Raw genomic sequence first — 14,454 nt, forward strand, 5'->3', positions numbered from 1 at the left:
CTATTCCGCCATTTTGAGCAGCTCGTTCAGTTTCAGCAGGGCTTCAATTGGCGTCAGCCGGTTAACGTCGATTGTACGCAGTTTTTCTTTGATGGCTTCCGATTTCGGGTCGCCGGATTCGATGATGCGTAGCGCCAGTTCTCTCTCCGGGGGGACGGCATCCCTAATTCGCTCTTTATTATTTTCCCGATTGTGCGACGATTCCAGTTGTTTCAGAATCTCGTTGGCCCGGTTCACAATCTGAGCGGGCATACCAGCCATCTGGGCTACGTGAATCCCAAAGCTGTGTTCTGAGCCGCCCTCCTTCAGTTTACGCAGAAAGATTACTTTGTTGCCCAGTTCTTTGACCGACACGTTGTAGTTTTTAATGCGCGGGTTGTCGGCAGCCAGGTCATTCAATTCGTGGTAGTGCGTGGCAAACAGCGTTTTGGGCCGGCAGTCGGTTTTGTTATGCAGGTACTCCGTTATGGACCAGGCAATCGAGACACCGTCGTAGGTGCTGGTACCGCGCCCTATTTCATCCATTATAATCAGGCTCCGTTCGCTCAGGTTATTCAGGATGCTGGCCGTTTCGGTCATCTCGACCATAAATGTACTTTCACCCCGCGAGAGGTTATCCGAAGCACCGACACGGGTAAAAATCTTATCGACGATACCGATTTCAGCCAGCGATGCCGGTACAAAACTCCCGGCCTGCGCCATCAGCACAATCAGCGCCGTTTGCCGTAGCAACGCCGATTTACCAGCCATGTTGGGCCCGGTAATAATAATAATCTGCTGCGTTTCGTCGTCCAGAAAAATATCGTTCGGAATGTACGGTTCGCCGGGGGGCAGTTGCTGTTCAATGACCGCGTGCCGACCATCTTTGATGTTCAGCACTTTGGTTTCGTTGATTTGCGGACGCACGTACTTGTTCTTCACAGCTACCCGCGCAAAGGAAGCCAGCACATCCAGAACCGACAGTACCCGGGCATTTTGTTGAATAGCACCAACGTATTCGCCGGCCGCCAGTACCATCTCGTTAAACATCCGGGCTTCGATCTGAAAAATCTGCTCCTCGGCGTTCAATATTTTCTCTTCGTACTCTTTCAACTCGGGCGTGATATACCGCTCGGCATTTACGAGTGTCTGTTTCCGAATCCAGTCCTCCGGCACCCGGTTTTTGTGGGCGTGCGTCACTTCCAGATAATAGCCAAATACCTTATTATAAGCCACTTTTAGCGAACTAATGCCTGTTCGCTGCACTTCGCGCTCCTGTAACTGGACGAGGTAATCTTTGCCCGAATAAGCAATAGCGGTCAGCTCATCCAGTTCCGCGTTAATACCTGATTTTATCATGCCGCCCTGGTTTGAGAGCGTTGGCGGGTCTTCGCGCAGTTCGGTCTCAATCCGGTCAACCAGAAACGAAACCGGATTCAGCTGGTCGGCGTACTTTTTCAGCGAAGCCGACTCATGCTGGCTTAATGCCGTAATGAGGAGTTCCTTTATGGGTAAAACGTGTTGCAGCGACCGTTTCAATTGCAACAGTTCACGGGGGCTTATCCGCCGAACAGCTACTTTAGACACCAGTCGTTCGAGGTCACCGATCTGCCGCAGGTGATTCGCCGTCGCATCGGCAAAGTCGATATCCACCACAAACTGCCCAACCATATTGAGACGCTCATCAATCAGGGCTTTCTCTTTCAGGGGCAGGTTGAGCCATTTGCGCAACAAGCGGGCACCCATCGGGGTGACGGTCTGGTCCAGAATCTGAATCAGCGGAACGCCCCCCTCCTGCTGAGCGGCCGTCAGTTCCAGGTTGCGGATAGTAAAGCGGTCAAGCCACACATACCGGTCTTCTTCCAGCCGGGTAACGCGGGTAATGTGCTGAAGGTCTTTGTGCTCCGTTTCGTTGAGGTAATGCAGGATGACACCGGCTGCGATGATACCATCGGGCATTCCTTCAATACCGAACCCTTTGAGCGAGGTAGTCTGAAAATGCTGCTTCAGAAAATTATAACCAAAGTCGTAGGTGAAGGCCCAGTCTTCGAGCGTATAGGTATGAAACTTATCGCCGAAGAACGCGCCAAACTCCTGCCGGTTCCGCTTGCAGTACAGTACTTCTGACGGGTTGAAACTCTGAAGCAGTTTGTCAATATAGGCCCCATTACCCTGCGAAGCCAGAAACTCCCCCGTGGAAATATCCAGAAACGATATCCCGAACGTGTCATCTATCTTACCAAAATGTACGGCTGCCAGGTAATTATTGCGCCGGGTATCGAGTACGTTATCATTGAAGGAAACGCCGGGCGTGACCAGTTCGGTAACGCCCCTTCGCACGATTCCTTTGGCCAGAGCAGGATCTTCCAGTTGGTCACAGATAGCGACACGCTCACCCGCGCGAACTAGTTTGGGCAGGTGCGTATCAAGCGAGTGATGCGGAAAACCAGCCAGTTCTTCGTTCGAGCCACCGTTGTTTCGTTTGGTCAGGGTAATTCCCAGAATTTTGCTGGCCCGAACGGCATCCTCACCGAAGGTTTCGTAAAAATCCCCCACGCGAAAGAGCAATAGCGCACCGGGATATTTGGCCTTTATCTGGTTGTATTGGCGGTTGAGGGGCGTTTCATTTTTCTTGGCGGATGACTTGGCAGGAGCGGCTGTTTTCACTAAATTTTTCGTAATCTGATCGACACAAATTTACAAAAAATCGCCGAAAGATCCGCCCTTCCAACGTTACTGCTACCCGGCATCCGGCAGCCACATCCCGTGAAAACCGAGGGGAATGTTATGCGGTAACCGCAGCCGGGCCACGGTAGCCAGACTGGCGGCATCGGCCACAACGAGGTCGGTGGCTTGGGTGCGGTCATCGAATAGCAGGTACAGTAGCCACGCGTCATCTTCAACCGTACTACCGGGCCTGGGCACCACAATCGGTTCGCTCGGCAGCGAGTGTTCGTTGCCGGTGTGCGTACCCTGTCCCGTCTGCACGTCGATTTTTACGATCTGATCGGCCAGGGGACGGTTGTGCGTAATCGGGCGGCCAATACCCCAGGCGTAGCGGTATACTTTACCCAGGAGATCGGGGTGAATTTCGGGGAGTTCACCTTCATAATCAGCCAGGGGCGCATGCGTGACCTGCTTTGCCTCCGGGTCGATGGTATAGCGCGTAAACCGCGCCCCGGCCCCATCATCGGCTACATCCCCCTGCAAATACGCCTTCATCAACGCTGACTCCGGAAAGTAATCAAGCATCAACCCGTCAACGATCAGTTTCCCATCGGTATCCTGATAGGCGTTGACGAAGTGAAACACAAAACAAAAGTCGGTCGATAATCGGTGGATGGTCCCATCCGGGTCGATAACCAGCACCAGCGTCGGCTTTGCCCTATCAACCTTAATGGATGCTGCGGGCGAGGTCAGACCGAGTAGCGCACGGGGCATATCGAAAGCCACGGGCGTCAAGAACAGAATCCGGTGGCCGCTCTGCGTCAGCACGAAATCGTGCGAGAACGTCATATCGTCCATCTCGATTACCTGACCGATGCGGGCTTTACCATCGGGATTTACCTCATACATAATCAGCCGCTGCTTTGTACCGGCCAGCGTACCGAAGTTGTGCAGCACGCCCGTATCGGGATGAATTTTGGGATGGGCCGAAAATGGCAGTTCGGGCATAATGCGGCTATCGAGCCACGAAAACTGGTTCCTGAGTACCCCGTTATAGTCGTAGCGGTCGATGGTTTCGAGCGTAACCGGATCGATTCGGTGCGGCAACCCGCCCTCCCACAGGGCCATCATGTGCCCGCCGTGCCAGACCACGCTCGTATTGGCTGCGTTCTTAAACCGCATCCGAAATGCATTTCTGATGATACCACCCGGCAGGTTGGTACCGAAACTACGGTATAGCATCCGACCCGCTTTTTCTTCTTCCAGGAATTCCGACGTCCGCACGTACCGGTTTCGGTATCGTACCTGCTTCCCATCGAAGGCAAAACGGGAAATCATACCATCGCCATCGAACAGGTGATCGTACCAAACACCCTGGTGGGCAAACCGACCATTACCATTGCGGTATAGAACACCCGCCAAATCGGTTGGCAGTTCTCCCTCAATCAGGTCCAGCACCACATCGCTGTACTCGTCCAATACGCATTCGTTTGCCCGAACATAATCGTGCAGTACTTTATATCGTTGGATAGCCATAGCGGACGGGATGAGTAGTTTGATGTTTCCGTATAACATACTGTACCGGCGAAAGTTGATGATTACGCCATGAATTATACCCGAAATCCTGTTTCTTTGGCCTTTCTTACAACCTATGCCCCCCCGCAAACTAACCCTCCACGAACTCAATCGTCTATCGGTCGATGAATTTAAAACGGCCGAAAAATTTCCTTACTGTTTAATCCTGGACGATATCCGCAGCCTGAACAATGTGGGTTCAGTGTTTCGTACGGCCGATGCTTTTCGGGCCGAGAAACTATATTTATGCGGCATTACGGGGCAACCTCCCCACCGCGACATCACCAAGACGGCCCTGGGTGCTACGGAATCGGTACACTGGGAATACGTACCGGATGCGTTGACGCTGGTCAAACAACTACAGCTGGACGGGTGGCTCGTAGCCACCGTTGAGCAGGCAGAAGGTAGTACCTCCCTGACCGATTTTTTACCGATTGCCAATAGACCCTATGCTTTCGTACTGGGCAATGAGGTTACAGGGGTGCGGGATGAATTGGTTCAACTGGCAGATGTAGTGATTGAGATTCCGCAGTTCGGCACCAAACATTCTCTGAATATTTCTGTTACAGCAGGCATTATCTGCTGGGATTTCCTGCAAAAAAGGTAACGAAAACTTAACATTGAACTTTTTATTATCACAAAAATTTCGTATTTATTTGTAGATTTTTTTCTTCACAAAGCATATGGCAAACAAAGCCCTGAAAACCAAACAAAAATCGCTGGCGTCGGAAATCGCCAGTTCGCTCGAATCGAAATTAAGCGAGATCGGTGTTGCTTCTAAAAAAATAAAGAAGTCCATCGAAAAATCCGCGGACAAACTGGCCAAGAAATTAGCTAAAATGGTGCACAAGGATGAAAAGAAAGTAGCAAAACCAGCAAAAGCCTCTGAAAAGAAGGTTAAAAAAGAAGCCTCGAAGACGAAGAAAAACGCGGAGAAAACGGCTAAGAATGCGGCTCGTACAGCCAGGAAAGCGGCCAAAGCAGTAAAGCAAGCGCCAGCGGCACCAACTCCGAAACCAGCCACTCCGGCTAAAAAACCGGCTCTTGCTCCTAAACCTGCCGCGTCAAAACCAGCGGCCCCAAAGGCTACCCCACCTGCCCGTGCGAAAGCGACACCGGAAGCCACGCCAAAACCAGCAACCGAAACACCCGCCGAAAAACAGTAGCCCGTTTTTATGGCTCTCATTCAAGAGAAAGCCCGTTGACAGCGGGCTTTTTTGTTGTCAATTCTTAGTTTTTAGGATAATTTCGTGTGACATTTACAACGTAAATACACCCAACGGAGGATGCTTTTCATTCGCTCGTTCAGGCTTCTAGCACACCCATAACGGATAGCCTTATGCCACCTCGTTCTGTTGCCTATTCATTGTTTGGGCTTACATTACTGCTCTTTCTGATAGCAGCAGGGTTTGTTTTCGGCAATTGGTCCTCCATATCCATTGCAGCCCCCTCCCTACACTGGCTCGCTTTATTCGGCCTTCTTTTAACGTCGCAAATATTGATGGGTTACCTGATCTGGTGGTTACTGCGACGGGAAAAACCAATTGAGCAAACCGACGTGCTGCATTCCATTGTTCATGAATTCCAGTCGCCTATCACAGCCATCCGCATGGCAGCCGACATTCTGGATTCTCCTATTGCCCGAAACCAACCCCAGCGAACCGAGAAATACGTACGCATCATTCGGGAAGAAGCAGAGCGGTTACAGCAACAGGTGGAAACGATGCTAACCCTGGCTCGTGCGGACAAAAACACGCTGATACTAAACACCGAACCAATTCATTTGAACCAGTTACTACATTCGGTAGCTGAACGACATGGTTCATACCTTACATTGAATCTGGCCGGGAGTGACCCGCACGTACTGGCCGACCGGTTGCACCTGACCAACGTTTTCTACAACCTGCTCGATAATGCGATCAAGTATAGTGCCGGCGAACCGGAAATAACCATTTATACCAGGAACACTGCCGATGGTTTAACGATTGCCGTTCAGGACCGCGGTATTGGCATTGCTCCCAAGATAGTGGGGCACATTTTTCAGCCATTCTTCCGGGTGCATGACCGAAATCAGCCCAGCGTGAAAGGCTTTGGGCTAGGACTAAGTTATGTACAGCGCATTATCCAGTCGCACAAATGGACAATCTGGGTGAAAAGCGAATTGGGTAAAGGCAGCGAGTTTCTGATTCAGGTGCCACCGTCTGCCCTCCTTCCTTCAACAGCGGTGGTAAACGAGGAGGAGTAATTCAGAACGAAACAGCAACAGAAAAGCCGGACGATTAGCTTATCGCTAGTCATCCGGCTTTTCTGTTGTTACCATTTGCGTGTTAACCCGAAGGCTACTTCGTATTCATGGCCTGCCCCGCCTTTACCACTTTCATCACGCCGTTCATAATCCGCCAGTGACCGGGGAAGGTACAAACGAACGGGTAGTCGCCGGGAGTGTTGGGAGCTGTAAATTTAAGCCGGTACGTCTGGTCAGGATTCACCAAAGGCGTAGCCGCTATAATCTGGGGAATAGAGGGCACGTAGTTCCTGTCCGCACCGTCTTTGGCCGTAATTAGTTTGTCGGCAGCTGCTCCGATGATTTCCATCGATTTAGGTTTACCAACCACCAGGTTATGCTGCATGGCATCGGGGTTTTCAAGCACAATTTCAATGGTCTTACCCGCCGTAACGGTAAATTCCTTTTTGTCGTAGCGCATTTCTTCCCGCACGGTTTTCAATCGGATAACCTCTACGTTTGGATCAACAGGTTCTTCCTTTGTCAGCCCCCAAACTTCGTACAGGCGGTTTAACCGTTCGCGGTTATCGGCAGACACGCTACCGTTCAGGCTGGCCAGGAACGACCTGTCGGCCTGTGGCACCGTTGCCTTCTGCTTCATGTTCCACCCTTCCGACACGCCTTTCACTACCGCTTCACTCTCCGCCGGACTTAGTTTCTGCGTTTGCCGAAGCAGGGCAACCACCGAGTCGATGGGAGCCACTGATGCGTAACTGCGCGTAGCGCGTTCCAGCGTGTAGGCACTCAGGCTCTGCGGGGCGCGGTAAATTAAGGTTTGCGTAGCATTGTTGTTCTGCTCGTTGCTTTCCGCAATTTTATTCTCCCGGTCGAGCATGACCGATATGATGTAATCGCCGGACTGCTCGAACAGTACGCCCATATCGCCCACCCACGGGCCGTTGTTCGATTTTGTAATCGTAACGGTTTCTCCGGGCTTGATACCCGTGTCATGCGTGACGCTGATAAAGTCGATTTTAGAGGCATCGGCCATTCCCTTCGGTCCTTCAACCCGCACCGACATCGGAATGGGTGTTCCTGCCGGAATCGCAGCACCGCCCACGTTAGTCACGTCGACGAAAATCTGCGCCCGTTCCCGAACCGCCGGAGAATTAGGTGTTGTACGAACAGCCCCCACAATCAGGTCAGGCAAGTTACCCATAGAAGGGGTAGAGGCCGTAGAAGCTGTCATGACAGGTGCTGATGTCTTAGCCATATCCGCATGATTGTGCGCTGACATATCCTGACTCGCCTTCGCCGGTGCATTCACGGCCAGTTGGTTTACGTATGTTTTCAACAATCGTCCGTTCTGGCTCGTCAGCATACTGGCAAAGGCATCGGGTAACCACCGGTCATTTACTTCCTTCGCTCCGGCTGTTGTAGTAAGACGGGCCAGCACTGCGGCATCGGCTGCGGGATTCGATGGTAATTTTGATAAGGCCAGTATGGTATTCAGCACCACCAGCGGTTCTTTATCGTTCAGCATGTCCGCTTTCAGCAACGTACCGGATACTTCGCTATTAGTCGGCATCACCTGTATCGCCGTTTTACGAACGGCCGATGCCGGATGTTTCAATGCCTGATTTACGGCCATTGACGCATTCTGGTCGGAGCCATCCAATACGTTTAACCCATTCAATATCCACAGCGCGTGGATAGCGGCCGGGTTGTTACCAATCTCATCCAGCGACTGGTCATTGACCAGGGCAATCAGTTGCGGCACTACGTCTTTGTTATTTCGTTCGATAAGCAACCGCTGGGCAGTCATACGCCAGAACATATTCGTGTTTTTCAGCGCGGCCACTAACTCTTCCGGACGATCTTTACTCAGGGCCATAGGCGTATAGCTGGGTGCTCCTTTGTAGCCCACGCGGTAAATACGGCCATGTGTGAAATCGCGCAGGGGCGTTTCGTAAGCATTTCCCGAACCATTTGTAGCTCCTTTCGGTGTTGGGTTGTGCTGAATAATGTAGCTATACCAGTCAACTACCCAAACGGCTCCATCCGGGCCTACTTCGGCAAACACGGGCGCGAACCACTCATCGGCACCAGCCATCAGGTTAAACCCAACGGCATCCGAAAAATCGGTTCCGCTCTTCTGCATCACGTTCTGGTGTACAATGTGGCCCGTTGGCTCCGACACGAACGCAATCTGGTTCCAGTATTTTTTCGGGAAAGCGCGGGCGGTGTAGAAGTTATGCCCGGCTGCCGCCGTAAACCCCCCAAATACGTCCACCTGCCGCACTTTTTCGGTGATGGGTTTCATGTCTTTGTGGGTATCCGTACTGCGGCTGCCATTTTCCCGGATGTGGGGTGCCCCGTTAAAGTACCGGTTTGGAATGGCCATGTACCAGCCGTGCGAGTTGTTGGCCGTCGAACCAAAAATATCTCCCTTTTCGGTAAAGCCTAAACCCCATGTGTTGTTGGACGTTCCCGTTACGTATTCGAGTTGGGAGCCATCCGGTTTGAACCGGAAAAAGCCCTGGCTGAATTTTACGCTGTCCTGACCAATTTTCCCCTTGAAACCAGAATAGCCAACACTGCCCCAAATCCAGTTGTCGAAACCATAATGCAGGTTGCTCGGGCCGGCGTGGGTATCGAACGTACCGAAACCGGTGAAAACAACTTTCTTCACATCGGCCTTATCGTCACCGTTGGTATCCTGCAAAAACAGCATGTGGGGCGCCTGCGATACGTACAACCCCCCATTACCAAAGGCCATGCCGGTAGGAATGCTCAGTCCTTCGGCGAAGTTGGTAAACTTGTCGGCCTTCCCATCTTTATCCGTGTCTTCGCAAATAACGATATAATCAGACCCACCTTCGGGTTTGCGCTCGTTGGGGTAATCTTTCGTCACTAAGGCGTAGAGTCGTCCGCGCTCATCCCAGGCCATGGCAATGGGGTGCATCACGTTTGGCTCATGCGCAAACAAATCGAGCGTGAAATCAACCGGCACCTGAATGTGCTTCATAGACTCCTCCGGCGATAATGGTTTCTGCTCCATCTGGGGACCAGGCCGCTTTTCGTAGTTAGGAAGCAGAGGAGCTTCCTGATACGCGAATGGCTGCGGGTTCAGGTCGTCATGCAGTTTTTTTACATTATCGCCCACAGCCCACATAATACCACGCTCCAGCAGTTGCTGAAAACCAGGCTGCAACCACGTGCGCTCATCGTGCCCGTAGGCCGTATAAAACACGCGGCCTTTGCCGTACTGCCGGGTCCAGGTGTACGGTTCCTCTTTGATGCCGGGTCGGTTGGCCGCTGCCATGTCTTTTTCCTGGTCGGCTTTAATTTCGCGAACGGCCAGCACATTATTATCTGCCTGTAAATGGCTGTGCAAGTACGTTTCATCGTAGGCTTTGAACGAGGGCAGACCTGCTACGATTGGATTAGCAGGCTGCGTAAAGCGGGTTTGGATGGTGTCCATCCGATGCCGCCAAAACTGACCACCCACTACCTTATCGACGTACTCCGGAGAGTTACGGAAGCAGAACGATGCGCAATGCACCGGAATGATGCCGTGCCCCGACGATACGTAATCGAGCAACGCCTTTTCCTGCGGCTTGCCAATGCTATCCCAGTTAGCATAGATCAGCAAACCATCATACTTGTTCAGGTTTTCGGTATTGAGGTCTTCCAGCTTATCGGTATAGGTAAAGTTGATACCCTTAACCCCCAGAGCCGCCATGATTTCCGGCACCCGCTCAATGGGCTTGTGGTGGCCGTTGTCGCCCAGAAACAGAATCTCCGTCCGGCGGGGTCGGCTGGTATTGGATACATCCTGACGGATGGCCGTTTGGGTTGTCGACTGGCGGGCGCACTGAGTGAGCACCACAACCAATCCAAACGCGGTAAGTAGTTTTTTCATAATACCATGTTGTCTACACGTTAAAATCAGGCAATTGAATCAATTTTCCACCCTGCATAGCCGACTCGTGCGCCAGAATTCCGACGCTGGTCCAGTTAGCCGATTGGGCTGCATTGGGGAACGGGTCGCGGTCTTCAACCAGGGCCGACACGAACTCATGCACCATGTGCGGGTGCGAACCACCGTGGCCGCCCCCCTGCGTAAACGATAAATGCTGCGTTTCGTCGGCATCGTACACCCCTTTGGTGGTAAACCGCTGAATTTCTTCCGGCAGATAGTGGGCGTAATCCGGAACGGTTACTTTCGCAGGAATTTCGGGTTCGGGCTTTTTAGCCGTATGAATCACCGGCTCCTCGTCTTCGATGAGTTGCCACTCGAATGATTTCTTATCGCCATACACCTCGAAACTCTCGCGGTACTGCCGCGCTACGTCAAATAGCGACCGGTACACGTAGGCTGACAAATCGCTGTCTTTAAACTTGATGTGCGCCGACTCGACCGCGAAGGGCGAGTTGTGTATTTTTGCCAGTTCCTCCCGAATCGTTCCCGAACCAAAGCAGGACACATAATCGGCTTCCAGTTTGAGCAAACCCGCTACCGGTCCCACGCAGTGCGTCGCGTAGTGCATAGGAGGCAGACCGGGCCAATAGTCGGGCCAGCCGTCCATGTCCTGCTGGTGGCTGGCTTTCAGGAACTGCACCTTCCCAAGCTCTCCTTTTTCGTACAATTCCTTGACGAACAGAAACTCCCGGCTGTACACCACCGTTTCCATCATCATGTATTTTTTGCCGCTTTCCTTCGTGGCACGTACAATTTCCAGGCACTCCTCTACCGATGTTGCCATGGGCACGGTACAGGCTACGTGCTTACCCGCCCGCAGCGCTTTCAGGCTTTGCTCGGCATGGTTCGGGATGGGTGAGTTGATATGCACAGCATCCACAGCCGGGTCAGCCAGCAGTTCATCGTAGCTACTGTACCGCTTTTCGATACCATAAGCGTCACCAATTTCATTTAACTTCTGGACATTACGCTGGCAAATGGCGTACATATTGGCCTGCGGATGCCGCTGGTAAATTGGGATAAATTCAGCCCCGAAACCCAGGCCAACGATAGCGATGTTAATCATTTTAAAAGAGCGAAAGAGTGAATGAGCGAAAGAGTGAATGCATTTTTAAACTAGAGCGCTCTTCCGCTCATTCACTCTTTCGCTCATTATTTTTATAAAACTTAGCCCGTCCACGGCCAGTTGCTCCGGCGACTGAAACATAGGCCGGAAAATATGCGTAGCGGCTGCCAGTTCAGGCGGGTTAGGGCCAAATGCTTCGATGGCGATGGGTCCCTCGTAACCAACCTCATCCAGCGTATTGAATACTTCGTCGAAATTGATATGTCCCTGGCCGGGTGTGGAACGGTCGTTTTCTGAAATCTGAACGTGAACCAGATAGGGGGCTACTTTACGTAAGGCATCGGCCACGCTTTTCTCCTCCATGTTAGCATGAAACGTATCGAAAGCCGCCCGGCAATTGGGATGATTAACCGCTTCCACGTAACGCACCAGTTCGTCGGCACAGGTAAGTAAATAAATCTCGAACCGATTCAGGTATTCGATGGCCAGTGTTACATCCTTCGTTTGGGCGTGTTCGGCCACTTCGCGCATCCCCGTTACTGACCAGTTCCACTCGTCGGCCGTTGCAGGCTTTCCGGTAAAGGTTTTGAAACCCGCGTACAGGGGTCCCATCAATAGTTTAGCCCCTGCTGCGGCCGCGCAGTCAACCACCTGTTTCAGGTAATCGATTCCCGCCCGACGTACCGTTTCATCCGGGCTAATCAGGCTGTATTCAGGTCCGCAAATGGTGCAGGTTTGCACACCCAGACCCAGTTCTTTTGCCTGATGACCCAGGCGGTGCCATTTAGCCAGATTAGTGTCGTTAATGGGCATTTCGACAAAGTCAAAGCCACTCGTTTGCAGGAATGACAACGTATCAGACAGATCTTCGTCCATCGTCATCGTCCAGACAAACATATTCATTCCTACCTTATTCATATTCATTCCATAAAAAATTAAACAAATATAAACAGTCTATATCTTTGTATATTAGCTTTTATTAGCGAATACTAACTTTATTTTTGCTTGCATTAGAAATATAATTCAATATTTGCGTTAAAAATCAGCAATCGGATGAAACAACCGCTACGAAAAGACCTTGAGCCCGTTTCAGCCTCGTTCGTTGTAAAGGAATTGGTTGAACCACATTTTGACCCAAACTGGCACTTCCATCCCCACTTCCAGTTGTTTTTGGTAGAAGAGGGTACGGGTACCCGTTTCATTGGTGATTCGATCAAACCATTCAGCCCCGGCGATCTGGTTTTTCTCGGGCCAAATCTGCCTCACCTCTGGCGTAGTGATCAGGCCTATTTCAACAGGCAATCGACGCTGACAACGAAGGGAATTGTGGCCTATTTTACGGAAGATTTTCTGGGGGCCGCTTTTTTTGAAAAACAGGAGATGGCTCCATTACGCCAGTTGCTGAACCACGCCCGACAGGGATTGGAGTGGACGGGTCCTACCCGGGAACGAGTAGCTACCGTACTCCGAAGTCTGGCAACACAACCAGTCGGTTTCGGGCGGGTGCTGAATTTTCTGACGTTACTAAATGAGCTTTGTTATGCTACCGATTACCAGTATCTGACCAGTGTAAGCTACACGAATACAGTTAAGCCAAATGAAACCGACCGGATGCAGTTAGTACATGATTATGTACTGGAACATTTCCCGGACGAACTGAGTCTGGACCGGGTTGCTGATTTGGCGGGTATGACTTCGCCGGCTTTCTGCCGTTATTTCAAGACCCGCGCCAATAAAACATTTTCGGAATTTGTTTCAGAAGTGCGCATCGGGCACGCCTGCAAGTTATTGATGCGTGGCAAACTCAATATAACCCAGATTAGCTTTGAAAGCGGTTTCCGTACGCTCTCAAACTTCAATCGCCAATTCAAGGATATAACGGGCCAAACGCCCTCGGCTTACGTGAAGACCTATCGTCAGTTATAAAAGAAGGGCCGCTCTTACTGGAGCGGCCCTTCTTTTATAACTGACGCCTACGCTACAGTCTAGTAGATAATAGTTGTACCGACTGATTCCCGAACGGGAACACCATCCTGCACGAATGAAATAATATCCTGTGTCAGGCGATCTTTCTCGAGCATAAATAAGCCGTGTGCCGCTCCTTCATAAACAATGTACTGGGCCGTTGGCAGCGCATTGGCGGTTCGCTCGCCCGATGCTTCGATGGGTACAGTCTGATCATCATCGCCATGAATAACCAGTGCCGGCACATGAATTTGTGCCAGATCGTCCCGGAAATCAGTCTGGGCAAATGCTTTGGCTGTTTCAACGGTTGCTTTATGCGAGGCAACGTAAGCCCGGTTAAAATCACCGTCCATATGCGCCTGGCTAACAGGCTTATCCAATAGCCCTACACCGTAAAATTTCTTGGTAAAACTCTGTAGGAAATCGGCGCGGTCTTTCTGAAGATTTTCCATAATCTCATCGAAAACGGATTGGTCTACGCCATCGGGATTATCATCTGTTTTGAGCAGATAGGGAGTCACTGAACTAATAAAGGCCACTTTCGATACCCGTGCACCACCATGGCGGCCCATATAACGGGCTACCTCACCACCGCCCATGGAGAAACCGACCAGCGTTACATTCTGAAGGTCCAGCGTATCCATAACTGCTTTCAGGTCGTCGGCAAGTGTATCATAATCATATCCGTCCCAGGTTTGCGATGATTTGCCGAATCCCCGGCGGTCGTAGGCTACCACCCGGAAACCATGAGCGGGTAATTCGGCTAGTTGATAGTCCCACATTTCGTGGCTCAATGGCCACCCGTGAATCAATACAATCGTCTGGCTAGCGTTTGAACCGCCCAAATCCTGATAGAAAAGTTTGATATCGTTACCGGATGAATCCGTGCCTGTTTTTATGTAGCTCATAACAAAGTTTTAAAAGTTGAGTAAGTCTATTTACTATCTATAAAACTGCGGGAGCCGTAAATGGTTTGTTAATAAATTATGATTG

General features: G+C 51.2%; 10 protein-coding genes. 3 read left to right on the top strand and 7 right to left on the bottom strand.

The genetic code is table 11. The annotated features are described in order from the left end of the window. Positions 1-2,646 (bottom strand): DNA mismatch repair protein MutS, encoded by a 2,646-nt coding sequence (gene mutS, locus B157_RS0132565; protein WP_020607484.1) that lies wholly within the window; start codon positions 2,644-2,646, stop codon positions 1-3. 72 nt (positions 2,647-2,718) lie between these two features. Beyond that, complete coding sequence (locus tag B157_RS0132570; RefSeq protein ID WP_157618671.1) at positions 2,719-4,182, bottom strand: carotenoid oxygenase family protein; 1,464 nt, start codon at positions 4,180-4,182, stop codon at positions 2,719-2,721. Between the two features lie 115 nt (positions 4,183-4,297). Here B157_RS0132570 and B157_RS0132575 point away from each other — a divergent pair, with 115 nt between their 5' ends. Next, on the top strand, positions 4,298-4,828 hold the full coding sequence (locus B157_RS0132575; RefSeq protein ID WP_020607486.1) for an RNA methyltransferase: 531 nt from the start codon (positions 4,298-4,300) through the stop codon (positions 4,826-4,828). A 45-nt stretch (positions 4,829-4,873) separates the two neighbouring features. Here B157_RS0132575 and B157_RS38720 read toward each other — a convergent pair whose 3' ends face one another. After that, positions 4,874-5,407 (bottom strand): hypothetical protein, encoded by a 534-nt coding sequence (locus B157_RS38720; protein ID WP_157618672.1) that lies wholly within the window; start codon positions 5,405-5,407, stop codon positions 4,874-4,876. Positions 5,408-5,560: 153 nt separating this feature from the next. Here B157_RS38720 and B157_RS0132585 point away from each other — a divergent pair, with 153 nt between their 5' ends. Continuing rightward, positions 5,561-6,466, top strand: coding sequence for a sensor histidine kinase (locus B157_RS0132585; RefSeq protein WP_026309112.1), 906 nt, complete (start codon positions 5,561-5,563; stop codon positions 6,464-6,466). Positions 6,467-6,560: 94 nt separating this feature from the next. On the opposite strand, the gene B157_RS0132590 is transcribed toward B157_RS0132585, so the two are convergent. From B157_RS0132590 to B157_RS0132600, 3 genes are read right to left on the bottom strand one after another with little or no spacing between them, the layout of a single operon-like run. Continuing rightward, complete coding sequence (locus B157_RS0132590) at positions 6,561-10,370, bottom strand: PVC-type heme-binding CxxCH protein (RefSeq protein WP_020607489.1); 3,810 nt, start codon at positions 10,368-10,370, stop codon at positions 6,561-6,563. A gap of 13 nt (positions 10,371-10,383) precedes the next feature. Continuing rightward, on the bottom strand, positions 10,384-11,496 hold the full coding sequence (locus B157_RS0132595) for a Gfo/Idh/MocA family protein (protein ID WP_020607490.1): 1,113 nt from the start codon (positions 11,494-11,496) through the stop codon (positions 10,384-10,386). 45 nt (positions 11,497-11,541) lie between these two features. Then, on the bottom strand, positions 11,542-12,414 hold the full coding sequence (locus B157_RS0132600; RefSeq protein WP_041952403.1) for a sugar phosphate isomerase/epimerase family protein: 873 nt from the start codon (positions 12,412-12,414) through the stop codon (positions 11,542-11,544). A 135-nt stretch (positions 12,415-12,549) separates the two neighbouring features. Here B157_RS0132600 and B157_RS0132605 point away from each other — a divergent pair, with 135 nt between their 5' ends. Continuing rightward, complete coding sequence (locus tag B157_RS0132605) at positions 12,550-13,422, top strand: AraC family transcriptional regulator (protein WP_020607492.1); 873 nt, start codon at positions 12,550-12,552, stop codon at positions 13,420-13,422. A gap of 59 nt (positions 13,423-13,481) precedes the next feature. Here B157_RS0132605 and B157_RS0132610 read toward each other — a convergent pair whose 3' ends face one another. After that, positions 13,482-14,369, bottom strand: a complete 888-nt coding sequence (locus tag B157_RS0132610) for an alpha/beta fold hydrolase (RefSeq protein ID WP_020607493.1) — start codon at positions 14,367-14,369, stop codon at positions 13,482-13,484. Positions 14,370-14,454 lie beyond the last annotated feature (85 nt).

It is taken from the genome of Spirosoma spitsbergense DSM 19989, from assembly GCF_000374085.1.
Taxonomy (GTDB): domain Bacteria; phylum Bacteroidota; class Bacteroidia; order Cytophagales; family Spirosomataceae; genus Spirosoma; species Spirosoma spitsbergense.

Coding starts and splice junctions, on each gene's coding strand:
- B157_RS38720 (WP_157618672.1), bottom strand. CDS start 5,407: ATGAGAGCCATAAAAACGGGCTACTGTTTTTCGGCGGGTGTTTCGGTT.
- B157_RS0132570 (WP_157618671.1), bottom strand. CDS start 4,182: ATGGCTATCCAACGATATAAAGTACTGCACGATTATGTTCGGGCAAAC.
- B157_RS0132600 (WP_041952403.1), bottom strand. CDS start 12,414: ATGAATAAGGTAGGAATGAATATGTTTGTCTGGACGATGACGATGGAC.
- B157_RS0132595 (WP_020607490.1), bottom strand. CDS start 11,496: ATGATTAACATCGCTATCGTTGGCCTGGGTTTCGGGGCTGAATTTATC.
- B157_RS0132585 (WP_026309112.1), top strand. CDS start 5,561: ATGCCACCTCGTTCTGTTGCCTATTCATTGTTTGGGCTTACATTACTG.
- B157_RS0132575 (WP_020607486.1), top strand. CDS start 4,298: ATGCCCCCCCGCAAACTAACCCTCCACGAACTCAATCGTCTATCGGTC.
- B157_RS0132590 (WP_020607489.1), bottom strand. CDS start 10,370: ATGAAAAAACTACTTACCGCGTTTGGATTGGTTGTGGTGCTCACTCAG.
- B157_RS0132610 (WP_020607493.1), bottom strand. CDS start 14,369: ATGAGCTACATAAAAACAGGCACGGATTCATCCGGTAACGATATCAAA.
- B157_RS0132605 (WP_020607492.1), top strand. CDS start 12,550: ATGAAACAACCGCTACGAAAAGACCTTGAGCCCGTTTCAGCCTCGTTC.